General features: G+C 62.2%; 15 protein-coding genes and 1 tRNA gene. 6 read left to right on the top strand and 10 right to left on the bottom strand.

The window, feature by feature from the left end; all coding sequences use genetic code 11:
* A partial coding sequence (locus ACIQ17_RS03235; RefSeq protein WP_398465327.1) for an NAD(P)/FAD-dependent oxidoreductase occupies window positions 1-243 on the bottom strand: 243 nt, incomplete at its 3' end.
* A 258-nt stretch (window positions 244-501) separates the two neighbouring features.
* On the opposite strand from ACIQ17_RS03235, the gene ACIQ17_RS03230 reads away from it, so the two are divergent.
* Window positions 502-981 (top strand): Lrp/AsnC family transcriptional regulator, encoded by a 480-nt coding sequence (locus ACIQ17_RS03230; RefSeq protein ID WP_398465325.1) that lies wholly within the window; start codon window positions 502-504, stop codon window positions 979-981.
* A gap of 178 nt (window positions 982-1,159) precedes the next feature.
* Here the strand turns inward: ACIQ17_RS03230 and ACIQ17_RS03225 are convergent, their stop codons facing one another.
* The 6 genes from ACIQ17_RS03225 to ACIQ17_RS03200 all read right to left on the bottom strand — a co-directional run bounded on the left by ACIQ17_RS03225 (window position 1,160) and on the right by ACIQ17_RS03200 (window position 7,633).
* Window positions 1,160-1,561, bottom strand: a complete 402-nt coding sequence (locus tag ACIQ17_RS03225; RefSeq protein ID WP_398465323.1) for a DoxX family protein — start codon at window positions 1,559-1,561, stop codon at window positions 1,160-1,162.
* 181 nt (window positions 1,562-1,742) lie between these two features.
* The gene (locus tag ACIQ17_RS03220; protein WP_398465321.1) at window positions 1,743-2,210 is read right to left on the bottom strand and encodes a hypothetical protein; all 468 of its coding nucleotides are present in this window, start codon (window positions 2,208-2,210) and stop codon (window positions 1,743-1,745) included.
* 152 nt (window positions 2,211-2,362) lie between these two features.
* Entirely contained in the window at window positions 2,363-2,839 is a 477-nt protein-coding gene (gene greA / locus ACIQ17_RS03215; RefSeq protein ID WP_398465319.1) for a transcription elongation factor GreA, read from the bottom strand.
* A 214-nt stretch (window positions 2,840-3,053) separates the two neighbouring features.
* On the bottom strand, window positions 3,054-6,518 hold the full coding sequence (gene carB, locus ACIQ17_RS03210; RefSeq protein WP_398465317.1) for a carbamoyl-phosphate synthase large subunit: 3,465 nt from the start codon (window positions 6,516-6,518) through the stop codon (window positions 3,054-3,056).
* Window positions 6,519-6,759: 241 nt separating this feature from the next.
* A tRNA-Ala gene (locus ACIQ17_RS03205) sits at window positions 6,760-6,836 on the bottom strand.
* Between the two features lie 83 nt (window positions 6,837-6,919).
* Window positions 6,920-7,633, bottom strand: a complete 714-nt coding sequence (locus ACIQ17_RS03200; RefSeq protein ID WP_398465315.1) for a class I SAM-dependent methyltransferase — start codon at window positions 7,631-7,633, stop codon at window positions 6,920-6,922.
* A 255-nt stretch (window positions 7,634-7,888) separates the two neighbouring features.
* Between ACIQ17_RS03200 and ACIQ17_RS03195 the strand changes: the two genes are divergently transcribed.
* Window positions 7,889-8,410, top strand: coding sequence for a Dps family protein (locus ACIQ17_RS03195; RefSeq protein WP_398465313.1), 522 nt, complete (start codon window positions 7,889-7,891; stop codon window positions 8,408-8,410).
* A gap of 60 nt (window positions 8,411-8,470) precedes the next feature.
* On the opposite strand, the gene ACIQ17_RS03190 is transcribed toward ACIQ17_RS03195, so the two are convergent.
* The 3 genes from ACIQ17_RS03190 to carA all read right to left on the bottom strand — a co-directional run bounded on the left by ACIQ17_RS03190 (window position 8,471) and on the right by carA (window position 10,845).
* A complete protein-coding gene (locus tag ACIQ17_RS03190) occupies window positions 8,471-8,986 on the bottom strand; it encodes a hypothetical protein (protein WP_398465311.1) in 516 nt (171 codons plus the stop codon).
* A gap of 62 nt (window positions 8,987-9,048) precedes the next feature.
* Complete coding sequence (locus ACIQ17_RS03185) at window positions 9,049-9,531, bottom strand: PaaI family thioesterase (protein WP_398465309.1); 483 nt, start codon at window positions 9,529-9,531, stop codon at window positions 9,049-9,051.
* A 123-nt stretch (window positions 9,532-9,654) separates the two neighbouring features.
* Complete coding sequence (gene carA / locus ACIQ17_RS03180) at window positions 9,655-10,845, bottom strand: glutamine-hydrolyzing carbamoyl-phosphate synthase small subunit (RefSeq protein ID WP_398465307.1); 1,191 nt, start codon at window positions 10,843-10,845, stop codon at window positions 9,655-9,657.
* 214 nt (window positions 10,846-11,059) lie between these two features.
* Between carA and ACIQ17_RS03175 the strand changes: the two genes are divergently transcribed.
* From ACIQ17_RS03175 to ACIQ17_RS03160, 4 genes are all read left to right on the top strand, one after another.
* Window positions 11,060-12,697: a glycosyltransferase family 39 protein gene (locus ACIQ17_RS03175; RefSeq protein ID WP_398465305.1), complete on the top strand. Its 1,638-nt coding sequence runs from the start codon at window positions 11,060-11,062 to the stop codon at window positions 12,695-12,697.
* 107 nt (window positions 12,698-12,804) lie between these two features.
* Window positions 12,805-13,260, top strand: a complete 456-nt coding sequence (locus ACIQ17_RS03170) for a GatB/YqeY domain-containing protein (protein ID WP_398465303.1) — start codon at window positions 12,805-12,807, stop codon at window positions 13,258-13,260.
* Window positions 13,261-14,200: 940 nt separating this feature from the next.
* Complete coding sequence (locus ACIQ17_RS03165) at window positions 14,201-15,292, top strand: hypothetical protein (RefSeq protein ID WP_398465301.1); 1,092 nt, start codon at window positions 14,201-14,203, stop codon at window positions 15,290-15,292.
* A gap of 94 nt (window positions 15,293-15,386) precedes the next feature.
* Entirely contained in the window at window positions 15,387-16,598 is a 1,212-nt protein-coding gene (locus ACIQ17_RS03160) for a TAXI family TRAP transporter solute-binding subunit (RefSeq protein WP_398465299.1), read from the top strand.
* Window positions 16,599-16,621: the final 23 nt, after the last annotated feature.

The following is a 16,621-nucleotide window of genomic DNA, read 5'->3' as shown; positions in this document are numbered from 1 at the left end:
GACGATCTTGGTGCCGACATGCTGTGCCTGCTTCTCCATCTGCTCCATCAGCCACGGGCCCTGAACCACATCCGCAAAGCCCGGATAGTTCTCGACATCGGTGGTGATGGTGAGCTGGCCGCCGGGCTGGATGCCCTGAATCAGGACCGGCTCCAGCATGGCGCGGGCAGCATAGATAGCAGCGGTGTAGCCAGCCGGGCCGGAGCCGATGATGACGACTTTGGCATGAGTGGTGGCGGCCATGGTCGAGTCCCCTTCCGCAGGGCGATAACGTCAGTGCTTGATGCGAAATGTGCCGGCGATACGGTCGCAGCGGCGCGAAGTCGTTGAAATGAATTCTAGAATATCTGGTGAGCTATGCAAGAATTGCAATTCGGACTCCCGGATTTTCCCCCGCGAAGGCTTAATTTCTGCAATGCACGCGCAATAAAATTGCGCGCGTCACCCGTCCTGCGCTAAACAGAACGCAATTCTTTGCTCCGAATGCCAGCAGGACCCGGCGTGCCGAAAAGCCTCGACGAAATCGACCTCAAGATCCTTGCCGAGATTCAGGCCGACGGCCGAATCACCAATGTGGAACTCGCCAAGCGTGTCGGCATCTCGCCACCGCCATGCCTGCGCCGCGTCCGCGCGCTGGAAGAGGCCGGCTATATCCAGGGCTATCGGGGTCTGCTCGATCCGCGGAAGTTGGGCTTCGACGTCACGGTGTTCGCCTCGGTGCACCTGTCCAGCCAGGCCGATGCCGACCTCAAGGCGTTCGAGGATTTCGTCCGCAACGAGCCGCTGGTGCGGGAGTGCTGGATGCTGTCCGGCGAGATCGACTTCATCCTGAAATGCGTGGCGCCGGACATGGCGACCTTCCAGGTCTTTGTCAGCCAACTGACGGCGGCGCCCCATGTGCGCAATGTGCGCACGTCGCTGGTGCTGCATAATTCGAAATATGCGGCAGCCGTGCCGCTGGAATTGAAGGACGCGGACTAGTTTTTCTCCCTCCCCGAAGCGAATGGGGAGGGTGGATCGAAGCGAGCGTTCAGCGAGCTTCGAGACGGGTGGGGTTCTTGCCCCAAACTCTGACCTCACGTGGGGCTGCCCCCACCCGACCGGCCCAAGAGGGCCGGCCACCCTCCCCCGCAAGAGCGGAGGAGGGACAGGAGCGACCTCAGCCCTTTCGGATCGCCGCATCGGCGCTGATCGGGCCGCCGCCGGCGGTCGCGATGTAGAGGCAGGCGAAGCACAGCGCGATCGCCAGCGTGCCGCCATTCAGCAGCGGCAGGAACACCGGATCTGCACCCTTGAACATGTGACCGATGAAATAGGCGCAGGCCATCTGGCCCGACAGGATGAAGGCGACCGGGCGGGTGAACAGGCCGATCAGCAGCAACGCGCCACCGACGAGCTCGATGGTGCCGGCCACGGTGATCAGCGGCGGGATGTTGGCGAAGTAGGGCACGACCGGGAATTTGAAGATCTTGGCGATGCCATATTGAAGCATCAGCAAGCCGATCATGAAGCGCATCAGGCTGAGTGCTATCGGCTGAAATTTTGCGAAAGTCTGGTCCATGTCATGTGTCCCCCTGTGAATGACGGATCAGTTCTAGCATTGCTGCTACACAAAGGTGCGGTCACGCTCGTGTGAAAAATGTCGTGATCACGAGAATTATTCCAGTTCGCATAACCGTCATAAGCGGCCGCACTGGATGAACACGAGCGCTGATCGTCCGATCAGCAACGGGTCTCGGGGATTACCGGTCCGCGTTGATCTTGACCTTGATCGGCTGCGGCATGTCCTTGTCCGGTGCCGGCAGCACCAGGCCCGGCGGGAAGTCCGGGCCGGCCATGGCATCGACGGTCCGGTTGCCGGTCGCGCCGGTGACGCGCGTCTGTCTCACACGCCCGTTCGGCTCGATCCAGAGTTCGACATACAGGTCGGATTTGAATTTGAAGGCGTCGCGATGGGCCGCGAGGTGTTTTTCGATCCGCTTGTGCGTTTCGACCGCATAGGCGCCCCATCGCGATGCGGTCGGCCGTGACGGTCCGGATGGCTGCATCTCCCGCCGCGGCTCGAATGCGAGGGGCGGTGGCGACAGGGCGGGGTCCGAGGTCTTCTCCCTGGCGGGGGGCTGGGCCGACGCGACGTGTCCGAACACCATCAGGCCGACGATGAATGCGAGCAGTCGCGTGCCGAGCAGTGGGGCGAACAGGTGCTTCATGGCTGCGATACATCCCTTGGGTGTGTATCCGCCTTCCTATGGAACCTGGATTGCGCCAGGCTGGCGCCCGCCCGGGATATCGATCGCCACCAACAAAAAAGCCGCACCCGAGGCGCGGCTTTCAATCTTTTAGCAGGTTGCAAGGCGCTGGCTTAGCGCCATTCCACCTTGGCGATCTCATAGGCCTTCGATCCGCCCGGCGCGATCACCTCGACGGAGGTGCCCTTGCTCTTGCCGATCAGCGCACGCGCCAGCGGCGAGGTGATCGAGATGCGACCGTTCTTGGCATCGGCTTCCGGCTCGCCGACGATCTGCCACACGCTCTTCTTCTCGGTGTCCTCGTCGATCAGCGTGACGGTGGCGCCGAACTTGATGGTGTCGCCCGACAGCTTGCTGATATCGATGATGTCGGCGCGCGCGAGCTTGTCCTCGATCTCGCTGATGCGACCTTCGTTATGGGACTGCTCTTCCTTCGCCGCATGATATTCGGCGTTTTCGGACAGGTCGCCATGCGAACGCGCTTCGGCAATCGCCTCGATGATGCGCGGACGCTGCACCGTCTGGCGATCCTTCAACTCGACTTCGAGGGCGGCGAAACCGCCGGCGGTCATCGGGACCTTCTCAACCATTCTCTTCGTCCTTTAACGTCATGTCGCACGCTGACGCGTGCGACGAAACTTGTCAGTCCGTGAAATCGGCCTGCAGGGGATATGCGGGGCTGTGCGTTGCAGCCGGCGCAGATGCAGGATTCAGGCGCCGAAACAGAACCTGTTCATGACCGGCTGGTTCCGGTCATGACCTGCTCTTGACTAACCTCAATCCGGATTGCCGCGCCGGTCAAAGTCAGACTTCGGAAAAGTAACTCTGCAATGTGCGGACCTCAAGGTCGCCGTCCAGATTGGCACGGACACCCTGCGCAGCCGCCACGGCCCCCGAAAGTGTGGTGTAATATGGTACTTTATGCAAGAGGGCAGCCCGCCGCAGCGAGCGGCTGTCGGCCAGCGCCTGCGGTCCGTCGGTGGTGTTCAGTACCAGCTGGATCTCGCCATTGGTGATGGCGTCCACGATATGCGGGCGGCCTTCCAGCACCTTGTTGATCTTCTCGGCCTGAACGCCGTTGTCGACCAGGAAGCGCTGGGTGCCACCAGTGGCGACCACCTTGAAGCCGCTGGAGGCCAGCAGCTTCACCGCATCGAGGATGCGCGTCTTGTCGCTCTCGCGCACCGAGACGAACACCGTGCCCTTGCGCGGCACGCGGGTGCCGCCGCCGAGCTGGCTCTTGGCGAAGGCGATCTCGAACGACGAGTCGATGCCCATCACTTCGCCGGTGGAGCGCATCTCCGGACCGAGCACCGTATCGACGCCGGGGAAGCGCGCGAACGGGAAGACCGATTCCTTCACGCCGACATGCTGCAGCTTGCGCTTCTTCAGATTGAAGTCGGCGAGCTTCTCGCCAGCCATGATGCGGGCGGCGATCTTGGCGACCGGCATGCCCATCACCTTGGCCACGAAGGGCACCGTGCGCGAGGCGCGCGGATTGACTTCGAGCACATAGACTTCGCCATCCTTGATGGCGAACTGCACATTCATCAGACCGACGACATCGAGGCCGAGCGCCATTTCGCGTGTCTGACGTTCGAGTTCGGTGATCATCGCATCGTCGAGCGAATGCGGTGGCAGCGAGCAGGCGGAGTCGCCCGAGTGAATGCCGGCCTCTTCGATGTGCTCCATGATGCCGACGACAAAGGTGTCCTTGCCGTCCGAGAGGCAGTCCACGTCGACTTCGATGGCGTCCGACAGATAGCGATCGAACAGCAGCGGATTGGTGCCGAGCACCGTGTTGATCTGGCCGGTCTTGTCGTTCGGATAGCGTGCCTTGACGTCGGCAGGCACCAGCTCCGGCAGCGTGCCGAGCAGGTAGTCGCCGAGCTGGCTTTCCTCGCGAATGATCTGCATCGCGCGGCCGCCGAGCACATAGGACGGACGCACCACCAGCGGCAGGCCGAGATCGGCGGTGACGAGGCGAGCCTGCTCCACCGAATAGGCGATGCCGTTCTTCGGCTGCTTGAGCTTGAGCTTGTCGAGGATGCGCTTGAAGCGGTCGCGGTCCTCGGCGAGGTCGATGGCATCCGGCGAGGTGCCGAGGATCGGCACGTCGGCGGCTTCCAGCGCGCGCGCGAGCTTCAGCGGGGTCTGGCCGCCGAACTGCACGATCACGCCATGCAGCGTGCCGTTCTGACGCTCGGTGTCGATGATCTCGAGCACGTCTTCGGCGGTGAGCGGTTCGAAATAGAGGCGATCCGCGGTGTCGTAGTCGGTCGACACGGTTTCCGGATTGCAGTTGACCATGATGGTCTCATAGCCGGCATCCGCCAGCGCGAAGCAGGCGTGGCAGCAGCAATAGTCGAACTCGATGCCCTGGCCGATACGGTTCGGACCGCCGCCGAGAATGATGACCTTGTTCTTGTCCGACGGTTGGCTCTCGTCGGCGAAGGAGCCGGCGAAACACGACTCATAGGTCGAATACATGTAGGCGGTCGGCGAGGCGAATTCGGCGGCGCAGGTGTCGATGCGCTTGAACACCGGACGGACATTCAGCTCACGGCGCAGCGCCTTCACTTCGGCATCGGTTTTGCCGGCGAGCACCGCAAGGCGCGCATCCGAGAAGCCCATGGCCTTGAGCGAGCGCATGCCGAAAGCATGGGTCGGCAGGCCATTGGCCTTCACCTTGGCTTCCATCTCGACGATGCCGCGCATCTGCGCGAGGAACCACGGATCGATCTTGCAGGAGTTGAAGATCTCCTCGTCGGTCCAGCCGAGGCGCATGGCCTGGCCGACCTGCAGGATGCGGTCCGGCGTCGGAGTGCCGAGCGCGGCGCGGATGGCGTTCTTGTCGTCGCCGCGGCCGAGATCCTCGATCTCGATCTCGTCGAGGCCGGTGAGGCCGGTCTCGAGACCACGCAACGCCTTCTGCAGCGATTCCTGGAAGGTACGGCCGATGGCCATCACCTCGCCCACCGACTTCATTGAAGTGGTCAGCGTGCGCGAGGCGCCCGGGAATTTCTCGAAGGCGAAACGCGGGATCTTGGTGACGACATAGTCGATGGTCGGTTCGAACGACGCCGGGGTCGCGCCACCGGTGATGTCGTTGGCGATTTCATCCAGCGTGTAGCCGACGGCGAGCTTGGCCGCGACCTTGGCGATCGGGAAGCCGGTGGCCTTGGAGGCCAGCGCCGACGAGCGCGACACGCGCGGATTCATTTCGATCACGACCATGCGGCCGTCGGCAGGATTCACGCCGAACTGCACGTTGGAGCCGCCGGTCTCGACGCCGATCTCGCGCAGCACCGCCAGCGAGGCGTCGCGCATGATCTGGTATTCCTTGTCGGTCAGCGTCAGCGCTGGCGCGACGGTGATTGAGTCGCCGGTATGCACGCCCATCGGATCGAGATTCTCGATCGAGCAGATGATGATGCAGTTGTCCTTCTTGTCGCGGACGACTTCCATCTCGTACTCTTTCCAGCCGAGCACTGACTCTTCGATCAGCACTTCGTTGGTCGGAGACGCATCGAGGCCACGCTCGATGATGTCGAGGAATTCTTCGCGGTTATAAGCAATGCCGCCGCCGGTGCCGCCCATGGTGAAGGACGGACGGATGATGGCGGGCAGGCCGATCTCGGACAGCGCCATCAGCGCCTGGCCGAGGGCGTGTTCCTGGTAGCGCTTGCGGCGGTCGCCTTCGTGCAGCACCCACTGGCGCTCATGCTCGGCCAGCGCTTCGCCGGTCAGCTGGGCCTTCTCGGCATTGTGCTTGTCGCGATACTGCTTCTTCAGGTCCGACGCATTGGCGAGCCGCGACTTCGGCGTCTCAAGACCAATTTTCGTCATCGCCTCGCGAAACAGCTGGCGGTCTTCCGCCTTGTCGATCGCCTCGGCGGTGGCGCCGATCATCTCGACGTCGAATTTCTCCAGCGTACCCTGCTGGCGCAGCGACAGCGCGCAGTTCAGCGCGGTCTGGCCGCCCATGGTCGGCAGCAGCGCAAAACCCTTGCTGCGATCGCCACGTTCCTTCTCGATGATCTTGGCCACGATCTCGGGCGTGATCGGCTCGATATAGGTCGCGTCCGCCAACTCCGGATCCGTCATGATGGTGGCCGGATTGGAATTGACCAGAACGATCCGGTAGCCCTCTTCCTTGAGCGTCTTGACAGCTTGCGTGCCCGAATAATCGAACTCGCAGGCCTGGCCGATCACGATGGGACCGGCGCCGATGATCAGGATGGTGGATATGTCGGTGCGTTTTGGCATTGCGTCTCGCGGTGGTGACAAATCGGCACAAAAAAAGGGCGCGCAGTCGCGCGTCCCTCGGGCCCGGGCGCCTGACAAGCTCCGCTCCCTAAAGAACTTTGGCTCATCTTCGCGCGCGGCTGTCTTTAGACCAGTATAGCGGGGCAGGGAAGGCCCTTAAAGCCGTCATCAACCGCCGGTTTCTGCCGAAATGACGAGGCGGATGGCTCGCCGAGCCGAAGCTCGCAAAGCGAGCGAAGGATGGAGGCCCAGCCTGGACTTGAACCAGGATATGAGGCGATGCACTCGCCCCCGCGTAGACATTTCCGCCACCGGGCCGTTCTCACTGTGGTCGATCACAGACGGTTGATCTACCACCAGTTTCGCAAAGGTTCTCTTAACCCTAACGTTTCAAATGCCGATCAATCCATCGGCTGCACGGCATCCATGGGCTGCGCGACAAATGTCATACGGGCCTGGTTGTGGCCGATATTGATTTTGGCGCGGGATGATCGGTATCCCGCTGCCGCCAGTTTGGCAAGCATGTCGGCTTCGGCATAGTGCTGCAGACCCAGCGTGGTCCGGAGTTGCCGGTAATCCGACAATGCGGTTTTCACCAGACTGACAAGCGCGTCCCACAGGAAGCCGTGCTTGGCGCCCAGCCGTAGCAGCGCCATGACATCGGTCATCATGCCAAGGTCCGGCGGCAGGATGTCGCCGACCACCAGTCTGCCGTCGGGCTTGAGCAGGCGCTTCACCACGGTGAAGGCGTCTTCAAGCTGGGGCAGGGTCATGTATTGGGCGACCGAATTCATGATCGCCAGATCGACCGAGCCCGCCGGCAGGTCGCGGAGCTCGTCGAGCGAATGCACGGCGATCTTCGGATTGGCGGCAAAACGGGCAGCGACCCGCTCACGCACTTTCGGTGCCGGCTCGGCCAGAATGAGTTTCGCGCAGGCCTCGGTGACCTTGCCGGCCGACAGCGCCTCGCCGCAGGCATAGTCGAGCACTGTGGCGTCCCTGGACGGAATGTAGCCGATGATATCGCGCGCGATCAGTTCGAAGTGAACGTCCCGATGCAATTTGCTGGCATAGATCGTGTGGGTGGAATCGTAATAATCGATCCAATCTTCCATGCGGCAGCCCGGCCCTTCCTTGTTCCCGCTTCGGGAACCCTTACATTTCGTCTGCGTTTGAATCGTCTAGAGCGTTTTCAGCCGAGTTGGAAACGGTCTTTCGTCCAAAGTCTTTTGAACGAGGCCTCTTGAACGCTGCGGAGTAGGTGACGGGAAGGATGTCCAGCACAGTGGGCCCTTCGTCGCAGACATTCGCACGAGATCAGCACCCAACCCGCCGAGCCGCCCACCCCAGCGTAAAGGAAGGTATTTCTCGTGAGCACCAAGTCGAAAATCGCCGCCGATCTGAACACCCCGACGGACCTGGCCGCAGATGGCGTGGAAAAGGTCACCAAGGCCCTCAACGGCCTCGTCGCCGATGCCTTCGCGCTCTATCTGAAGACCAAGAATTTCCATTGGCACATTTCGGGCCGCCACTTCCGTGACTATCACCTGCTGCTCGACGAGCATGCGGACCAGATTTTCGCGACCACCGATCCGCTCGCCGAACGCGTGCGCAAGATCGGCGGTCGCACCGTGCATTCGATCGGCGAGATCGCGAAGCTGCAGTCGGTCAAGGACAACAACGAAGACTACGTGCCGCCGGTCGAGATGCTGCACGAGCTGATGGAAGACAACAAGAAGATGGCCGCGGCGCTGCGCAAGGCGCACAAGGTGTGTGACGACGCCGATGACGTCGCCAGCGCCAGCCTGTTGGAAAACTACATCGACGAGACCGAGCGCCGCACCTGGTTCCTGTTCGAAGCCAGCCGCGCGGAAGGCGCCAACGAGAAGTAACGTCAGCGCCATTGACGTGCCGAAAACGCCCGCCTCGCAGCGGGCGTTTTCATGTGCCGCTCAAGTGGCCTTCCATAACCTCATGAGCGGTCCGTCCTTGCCGAACACGGGATCGCCCGGCGGTAGCTCGACCCGTGGAATTGTCTGCAGCGCCTTGCGATGGTTTTCCGGCATCGCCCGTGTGATCTCGACGCCTGGTCCTGGCGGATAGGCGCCGACCACTCGGAAATCCGGGCTAGCGCTGATGCGCTGATGGCCGGTCCCGGCGGGCAGCACGGCGACGTCACCCGCTGCAATTTCGATCTCGCGCCCATGGTTCCCGCCGAAGCGTATGACGGCGTGACCGAGTGAGACGCCGAGTACCTCATGCACCGTGGCGTGGTAATGCAGATAATCGAACACGCCGTTGCGCCACATGTCGCCCCAGCCATTGTCGCCAAAGACCCGCTCGATGGTGGCCTCGGGGCTGTCGCCGCTGACGTCGATCGCGGATTTGTAGATCAGCAGCGGCAAAGGATTGTTCGGCGTGAGCCCGTCATCGGTGAAAACGATGCTTTGTGGAGCGGTGACGGACATCGGGGACCCCCGTGTGAGACAGAGCGCAAACCCCGATGGTGCCAACCCGTTCCTTCACGCGATCATTTCGGCAGTTCGAACACGAGACACGTCGTCGTCGCATGCGCGAGCAGCCGTCCCTTGTCGTCGGTGATCCGCGCTTCCGCCGTACCGGCGCGCCGTCCGACATTGAGAACCTTGCCTTCGGTCCGTACCGTGCCGGAGGTCTCGCTCATGCCGCGGATAAAACTGATCTTGAATTCCAGCGTGGTGTAGCCCGAGCCCGGCGGCAGCGTCGAATGCACCGCAAGGCCCATGGCGGAATCCAGCAGGATCGCGGCGTAGCCGCCATGTACGGAGCCGATCGGATTGTAGTGCCGGATGCCGGGAATGCTGTGCAGCACCACATGGCCATGCTCTGCCGTGCAGTCGAACGGGCCGACATTCTCCATGATCGGCGGCTGCGGCAGCTCGCCCGCAAACATCTTTCGCACGAAGTCGAGCCCGGACATGGAGGCGAGGACGGCAGGGGAGGCGATGCCGAAAGGGGAGGCTTGGTCGGTCATGGCGTTTCCTGTTTTTGATGACGGGCATCATACAAAACGAGGCGGTGAACACCAGCCCATAGCCACCAAAGACAATGGCCGGGACGAGCCCGGCCATGACCACATTCTGATTTTTCCGGCGCCTTACGACGCCTTCTTCGCCCGCATCAAATCCGCGAACCGCTTGAACAGGTAATGCGAGTCCTGCGGGCCGGGAGATGCTTCCGGATGATACTGCACCGAGAAGACCGGCTTGCCCTCGATTTCGATGCCGCAATTGGAGCCGTCGAACAGCGAGATGTGGGTCTGCTTGGCGCCCTTCGGCAGCGTCGCCTCGTCCACGGCGAAGCCATGGTTCATCGAGGTGATCTCCACCTTGCCGGTGGTCTCGTCCTTGACCGGATGATTGGCGCCGTGATGGCCCTGATGCATCTTCTTGGTCTTGGCGCCGACCGCGAGGCCGAGCATCTGGTGACCGAGGCAGATGCCGAAGGTCGGCAGGCCGCTATCGATCACCTGCCTGATGACCGGCACGGCATATTTGCCGGTCTCGGCCGGGTCGCCCGGACCGTTGGACAGGAACACGCCATCCGGCTTCAGCGCCAGAATGTCTTCAGCCGAGGTGGTGGCGGGCACAACGGTGATCTTGCAGCCTTCGCCGGCCAGCAGGCGCAGGATGTTGCGCTTGATGCCGTAATCGATGGCGACCACGTTGAATTCGGGCTTGTCTTGGCGGCCAAAACCTTCGTTCCAGACCCAGGGCTTCTCGTCCCAGTCGAAGCGCTGGCCGGAGGTGACCATGGGCACGAGGTCCATGCCTTCGAGGCCGGGCCATTCGCGCGCTTCTTCCTTCAGCCCGTGCAGGTCGAACTGGCCGTTCTTCGCGTGCGCAATGACGGCGTTCGGCATGCCCTTGGTGCGGATCAGCGCGGTGAGGGCGCGGGTATCGATGCCGGAAATGCCGATGATGCCGCGCGCCTTCAGCCAGGCGTCGAGATGACGCGACGACCGGAAATTCGACGGATCGGTGATGGCCGAGCGCAGGATCACGCCGCGCGCGCCGGGCGTCGCCGCCATGTTCACCGTCTCGATGTCCTCGTCATTGGCGCCGACATTGCCAATGTGGGGGAAGGTGAAGGTGATGAGCTGGCCGGCATAGGAGGGATCGGTGAGGATCTCTTCATAGCCGGTCATGGCGGTGTTGAAGCAGACTTCACCGACGGCCTGGCCTTCCGCGCCAAGGCCGAAGCCTTCCAGCACGGTGCCATCGGCGAGCACGAGGAGCGCGGTCGGTTTGTGGTCCGGCCAGGCTGGGGATGTTTCTGTGGGGGTCATGAGAGGACTACATAGTCCCGGCGCTTCGCGGCGTCAAAGCCGGAACGGGCGGATTCACAAGGTCGGAACCCGGTAACGGGTGCAGGACCTTCCATGCCAGAGACATCCGATCAAGGTATTTATGGTTGAATCGGTCGGATTGCGCCGAAGATTGCTTGCTGATTAAGCGATTCGCCGTTAGCAACCCCCAAACTGGGTATTTCCGGATATTTCCGTGCGGCTCGATTATTTCGCCTCCATGGCTGCACGTTCGGCCACGGCGCCAGCGCGCTGGCGCCGTCCTTTCCTGGCATGGCTCGACGGGATCGAGAAGGGCTGGGCGATCCCGCTTCTCATCACCGCTTTCGCTGCCGCCTGGTGGCTTTTCCTCGTCATTGCCTATCAAAGCGGCGATCTCCATGCCGATGCTCTGGAGACCTGGACGCTCGGGCGCGACTTCGCCTGGGGCAATGCCAAGCACCCGCCACTGATGGGCTGGGTGGCGTGGCTGTGGACGCAGGTGTTTCCGCTCACCGACTGGTCGTTCCAGCTGCTGTCCATGACCAATGCGGCGCTGGCACTGTTCGCCGTCGATCTCATTGCCCGGCGCTTCGTGCGCGGCGATTCCCGCGCCGTCATCCTGATGCTCCTGATGTTGACGCCGGTCTATCAATTCTACGCCCAGCGCTTCAACGCCAATACCGTGCTGCTGGCGATCTGGCCGCTCGCCACCTATTGCCATCTGCGCTCCTTCGAGACGCGCAGGATCGGCTGGTCGATCGCCGCCGGCGCCCTCGCGGCGCTGGCGATGCTCGGGAAATATTACTCGGTATTCCTGATCGCCAGTTTCGCGCTGGCGACTTTCGCGCATCCGCGGCGCGCGGTCTATTTCAAGTCGTGGGCGCCGTGGGTCTCGACGCTGACCGGTCTCGTCGTGCTCGGCCCGCATCTGCACTGGCTCATCATGAACGACGGCGAGACGCTCGCTTATCCGCTCAAGCAGCAGGGCGGCTTCGGGCTTCGCCATTCGTTCGGCGAGGCGAGCATGTTCCTGCTGGGCGTTGCGGCGACGCTGGCGTTCCCGGCGATCGTCTGGACGCTGTCGGCAGGGCGGCGGCTGGCGCGGTTCGTCGAAGATTTCCGCGCCATGCCATCTGGGCTCCTGCTGCTGTTCTGGGTCTTCGTCGGCACGCTCGTATTGCCGCCGGTCACGGCGCTGGCGCTCGGTACCAACATGCCCTCGCTCTGGGCCGCGCAGGGCCTGTTCCTGCCGGTGGTGCTGATCGTCTGCGGCGCCAGCTACACGCTGGAGCGTTTCTTCACCGTCAATCTCGCCACCTGGGTGGCGGGGATCGCAATCATTGCCATCGTTGTCGCCGCGCCGATCCATGCGATCCAGCGCAACAGCGTCAGCCCCAATGAGCGCACCTACTACAAGCTCGCCGCGCTCGAACTCACCAAGCGCTGGCACCAGGCGACCGGGCGCCCGATGGTGCAGGTCAGCGGCGACGACGGCCTCGCTTTCGCAACCGCCTTCTACAGCCCGGACCATCCCCGTTACAGCCGGCCGTTCCGCTTCCAGTACACCTGGGGCATGCCGCGGCCGGCGACATTGGGGCGCGGCTGGGTGGGCACCTGTTTTGCGGCGGATCCCGTCTGCATGGACTGGATGGCGAACGTCTCCGAGATCGATGGCCGGAACATCCGGGTCAATTTCGAAGTGCAGCCGATGCTGTGGGGCAAGCCGGGCATTCCGACCACGATTGCTGCACTGATGGTGCTGCCGCGCGGGCCTGACGTCGGCGAACCCGATGAATTGCGCAGTGACGGGGCCGATGAATTCTCCTCGATGCACCGCCAGCCGGCCCCGTGACCGCCGGCCTGCGGCTTTGCGGGCATGTTGTGCCATCACGGCAAAGCGCTTAGATCGAACCAGCCAAATTCCGGCGTCGCCGAGAGGCCGCCGACAAGGAGACGCAAATGCTGCGCGAAAGCATCAATACCGCCGTCAAGGAGGCCATGAAGGCCAAGGACGAGCGCAAGCTGTCCACGCTGCGCATGGTCAATGCGGCCATCAAGAATGCTGACATCGATGCCCGCGGCCAAAGCAAGCCGCCGCTCAGCGATGGCGATCTGCTCAGCCTGCTGCAGAAGATGATCAAGCAGCGCCAGGAGTCGGTCGAATTGTACGAGAAGGGCGGCCGCGCCGAACTCGCCGCTGGGGAGCGCGAGGAGATCGCCGTCATATCAGCCTATCTGCCGCAGCAGATGTCCGAGGATGAGGCAAAGGCGGCGATATCAGCCGAGATCAGCGAACTCGGCGCCGCCGGCATGAAGGACATGGGCAAGGTGATCGCGAGCCTGAAGGCGAAATATGCCGGTCAGATGGATTTCGGCAAAGCCAGCGGTTTGGTGAAGGCTGCACTGAGCAACTGACCTTTCGAACTCCGTTTCGGCATCATGCAAGGCGACTGGTCGATCCAGTCGCCTTTTTTCATTCTGGAACCGTCTTTCACCCGCCCCGCAGCAGCCGCGTGCCGCTGATCCCCGGGAGGAGCTGAATTGAGCTAAATCAGTCGGGTGCGACAAAATGCCTATCGTTTTGGTTAAGATCAAAACGGCCGCGGCCCTCGCGAATTTTCAGCGCGGGTCCGGTCCCGTGGCCACTCGTACGATGACCTCGCGATCTGTCGCCGTGGTTGCGATCGGTCGGGCGGGGTACTGCTGCGATCCCTATAATAATAGGGGTTTGCACGTTCAACGCTAGAAGTCGTCTGCTGTATCGCGGAGGTCTTGCCGAGCGGGAATATCCGTTTTCGCGTCAGCCAGCTGAACAGACATGTTGTTGTAAACACAACAGAAAAGTTGAATTCAAAGCGGGACTCAACCGTGGCAATTCTAAATTCAGACAAAAACTTGATGAAGTTTGGCCACAAAGTCTTCGGAGGTCACCGGTACTATAGTCGTTCATTACGACGGTGCCGGCACCGGACCTGATGAGCCGCTAAAAAGCGGCAGGACCGGAAGACTTTTGGCGGGCGCCTGCTCACGCAGGGAGCAGGCTGTCAATCATTGAGGTCTTGGAAGGTTCCCTTCCTTTGCTTGGTATCCGTTCAAACAGGAGCGGCCAAGCGGAGCTTAGATTCCGTAGACAGAAAATTTTGCCGACCAGGACTATCGCCGCCGGCGGTGCGCGTCCGCGCCGACGGCCCCAGATTGCAGTTGGGGAACTATTGTCATGAGTAATTTAAGGGACTTCGATCTCGATCCAAACGATCCGCTTTATTATGCCCCGCGTCATTTAAGGCGCCCGACCGATACCAATCCGGATCAAGTCCGCGAAAGCAATTTTGAACCGCGCTACGAGGAGCCGGCCATGTTCCGGCACGATCCTGCGCCGGAACAGGTCGCGCCGTCGCCGTCTTCGCCGTCAGTGTTGCGGCACCGGTCGAAGGTCTTCGAGGATGCGGTCTCGCGTGCATTGCGGGATTCGCTCGAACCTCAGGAAATTTACACGCCAACGATGGACAGCGGACGCAGCGGTTTTGGCGTCTTCCTCAGATTCGCGGTGGCGCTGGGCATTGTGGGGGCCATCGCGCTCATCTTCGTCGTGATCGTCCCATTGGTGCGCGGGCCGGCGCCGAATGCCGAGACCGTTGCGGATAGCGATTCGATATGGATGCAGGTGAAATCCGCGATCCTGCCGTCGCCGCCGCGCAAGGCCGTCGCATCGACCCTGCAATTCGCCGATCAGGTCGGCGAGACCAACGACACGCTTCCGGTCGGTATCTCGGTCAATGCGCCACCGCCGGGCGGCGTGGTCGTTCTGAGCGGATTGCCCGCCGGCAGCCGTCTGAGCACCGGCAAAAAGCTCAGCGCCAATGATTGGCGCATTCCGGCTCAAGACCTTGCCGTGACAAAAGTGACGCCGCCGGACGAGTTCGCCGGACAAGTCACGGTCAATGCCGAATTGCGCAATGCCGAGGGCGCAGCGCTGGTCGGCGGCAGTTTCCGCATGACCTGGAGCAGGCCTGCAGGGCAGGTCGCTGCCCTCTCTCCGCCGCGCACTGCTCCTGCCGCGATCCCACCGCAGGCAGCAATCCCACAACTCGGCGCAGCCACCATTGCGCCGCCGCCCGTATCGGCTCCGGTACCGCAGCCGGTGGTCTCAGCGCCGCCTGACCGTACGATGGATCCAAACGAAATTGCGTCATTGATCAGGCGCGCGCAGGAATTTACGGCGGCAGGCGATATCGCACCGGCGCGGCTCATGCTGCGGCGGGCTGCGGAGGCGCACAGCGTACAGGCCGCAATGATGCTTGCCGAGAGCTATGACCCGATCCTGCTGAAGCAGACGGCAAGCGGGCCCCTGCCGGACATTTCCATGGCCCGTAAATGGTACGGCAAGGCTGCCGAGTGGGGGGCACCCGATGCACCACGCCGGCTCAATGCGCTGCAAGCCTACTGAGGCTTCGTCTGCCAGACCTTCAACTTCACTGCGGCTCCATTGGTAGCCGCATCGCATCACTGCGGATATCGCAATTGCTTGCAGGACCTCCACGATGAAACAACTGTTCAAACTTGTAGCTTCGGCCGCCTCCATCGCGGCGACCGCAGCAGTCTCCCTATCGATGATGACGTCGGCCTCGGCGCAACGCGCCGAAGTGAGCCCGGAGGCCGTTAGTCAGGGCCTGAAGGCGGTGTTCAACTACAATACCGACAACAAGGGCCTCAAGGACCGGATCAACGCGCACACCATCACCGTGGTGCTGGGACCACTCGGAGGCACCTATCTGAATTTCGGTGCAGATCTCGCCACTGCGCTCGATGACGGCGACAATCTTCGCATCCTGCCCGTTGTCAGCAAGGGGTCGGTAAAGAGCATCGCCGACATTCTGTTCCTGCGCGGGGTCGATCTCGGTATCGTCCGTGCCGATACGCTCGATTATCTCGAGCGCAAGGGCTACGCGCAGAACATCCGTCGCCAGTTCACCTACATCACCAAGCTGTACAACGAGGAAGTCCATGTGGTCGCCGGCAAGTCGGTGAAGCGGCTGCAGGATCTTGAGGGCAAGCGTGTCGCCATCGATCTGCCCGACGGCGGCACCTTCATCACCGCAAACACCATCTTCGAGCGCCTGGGCATCCGCCCGATCGTCTCCCATATGGAGCAGCGTATTGCCCAGGAGAAACTGAAGCGCGGAGAGCTCGACGCCTTCGTCGCAGTGCAGGGCACGCCATCACGTGCGGTGGCACAGATGACGGGCGATTTCCACCTGGTGCCGATCGAATATAGCGGCCCGCTTCAGGCAGACTACTTCCCTTCCGAACTGAAGGCCGAGGACTATCCGACCTTGATCGCGCCTGGCCAGCGCATCGATACGATTTCGGTCGCTGCGATCCTTGCCGGCTACAACTGGCCGGAAAAGACCGATCGCTACAAGAAGATGGAGCACTTCGTTCAGGTCTTCTTCGAGAAGTTCAAGACGCTGCAGCAGCCGCCCTATCATCCGAAGTGGAAGGAAGTTTCGCTCGGTGCGCCACTGAAGGGATGGGAGCGTTTCAAGCCGGCGCAGGCCTGGCTCGACCAGCATTCGTCGACCGCGTCGCCGGAGTTGCGCACCAAATTCGATCAGTTCCTCTCAGCCCGAGGTGCTGCGCTCGGTCCGCGTGCGGCACAGGTTACGCCGGAGCAGAGCGAGGCGCTGTTTCAGCAATTCCTGAAATGGCATACGAGCCAGAATGCGCCGGCGCGGGGCACGGCACCACAATAGTCGTCCGTCGGATAGCAGAAAGG

The organism is Tardiphaga sp., from assembly GCF_044340795.1.
Classification (GTDB): domain Bacteria; phylum Pseudomonadota; class Alphaproteobacteria; order Rhizobiales; family Xanthobacteraceae; genus Tardiphaga.
Note: the sequence above shows the minus strand (reverse complement) of the source record. Positions and strands in the feature narration are given on the sequence as shown.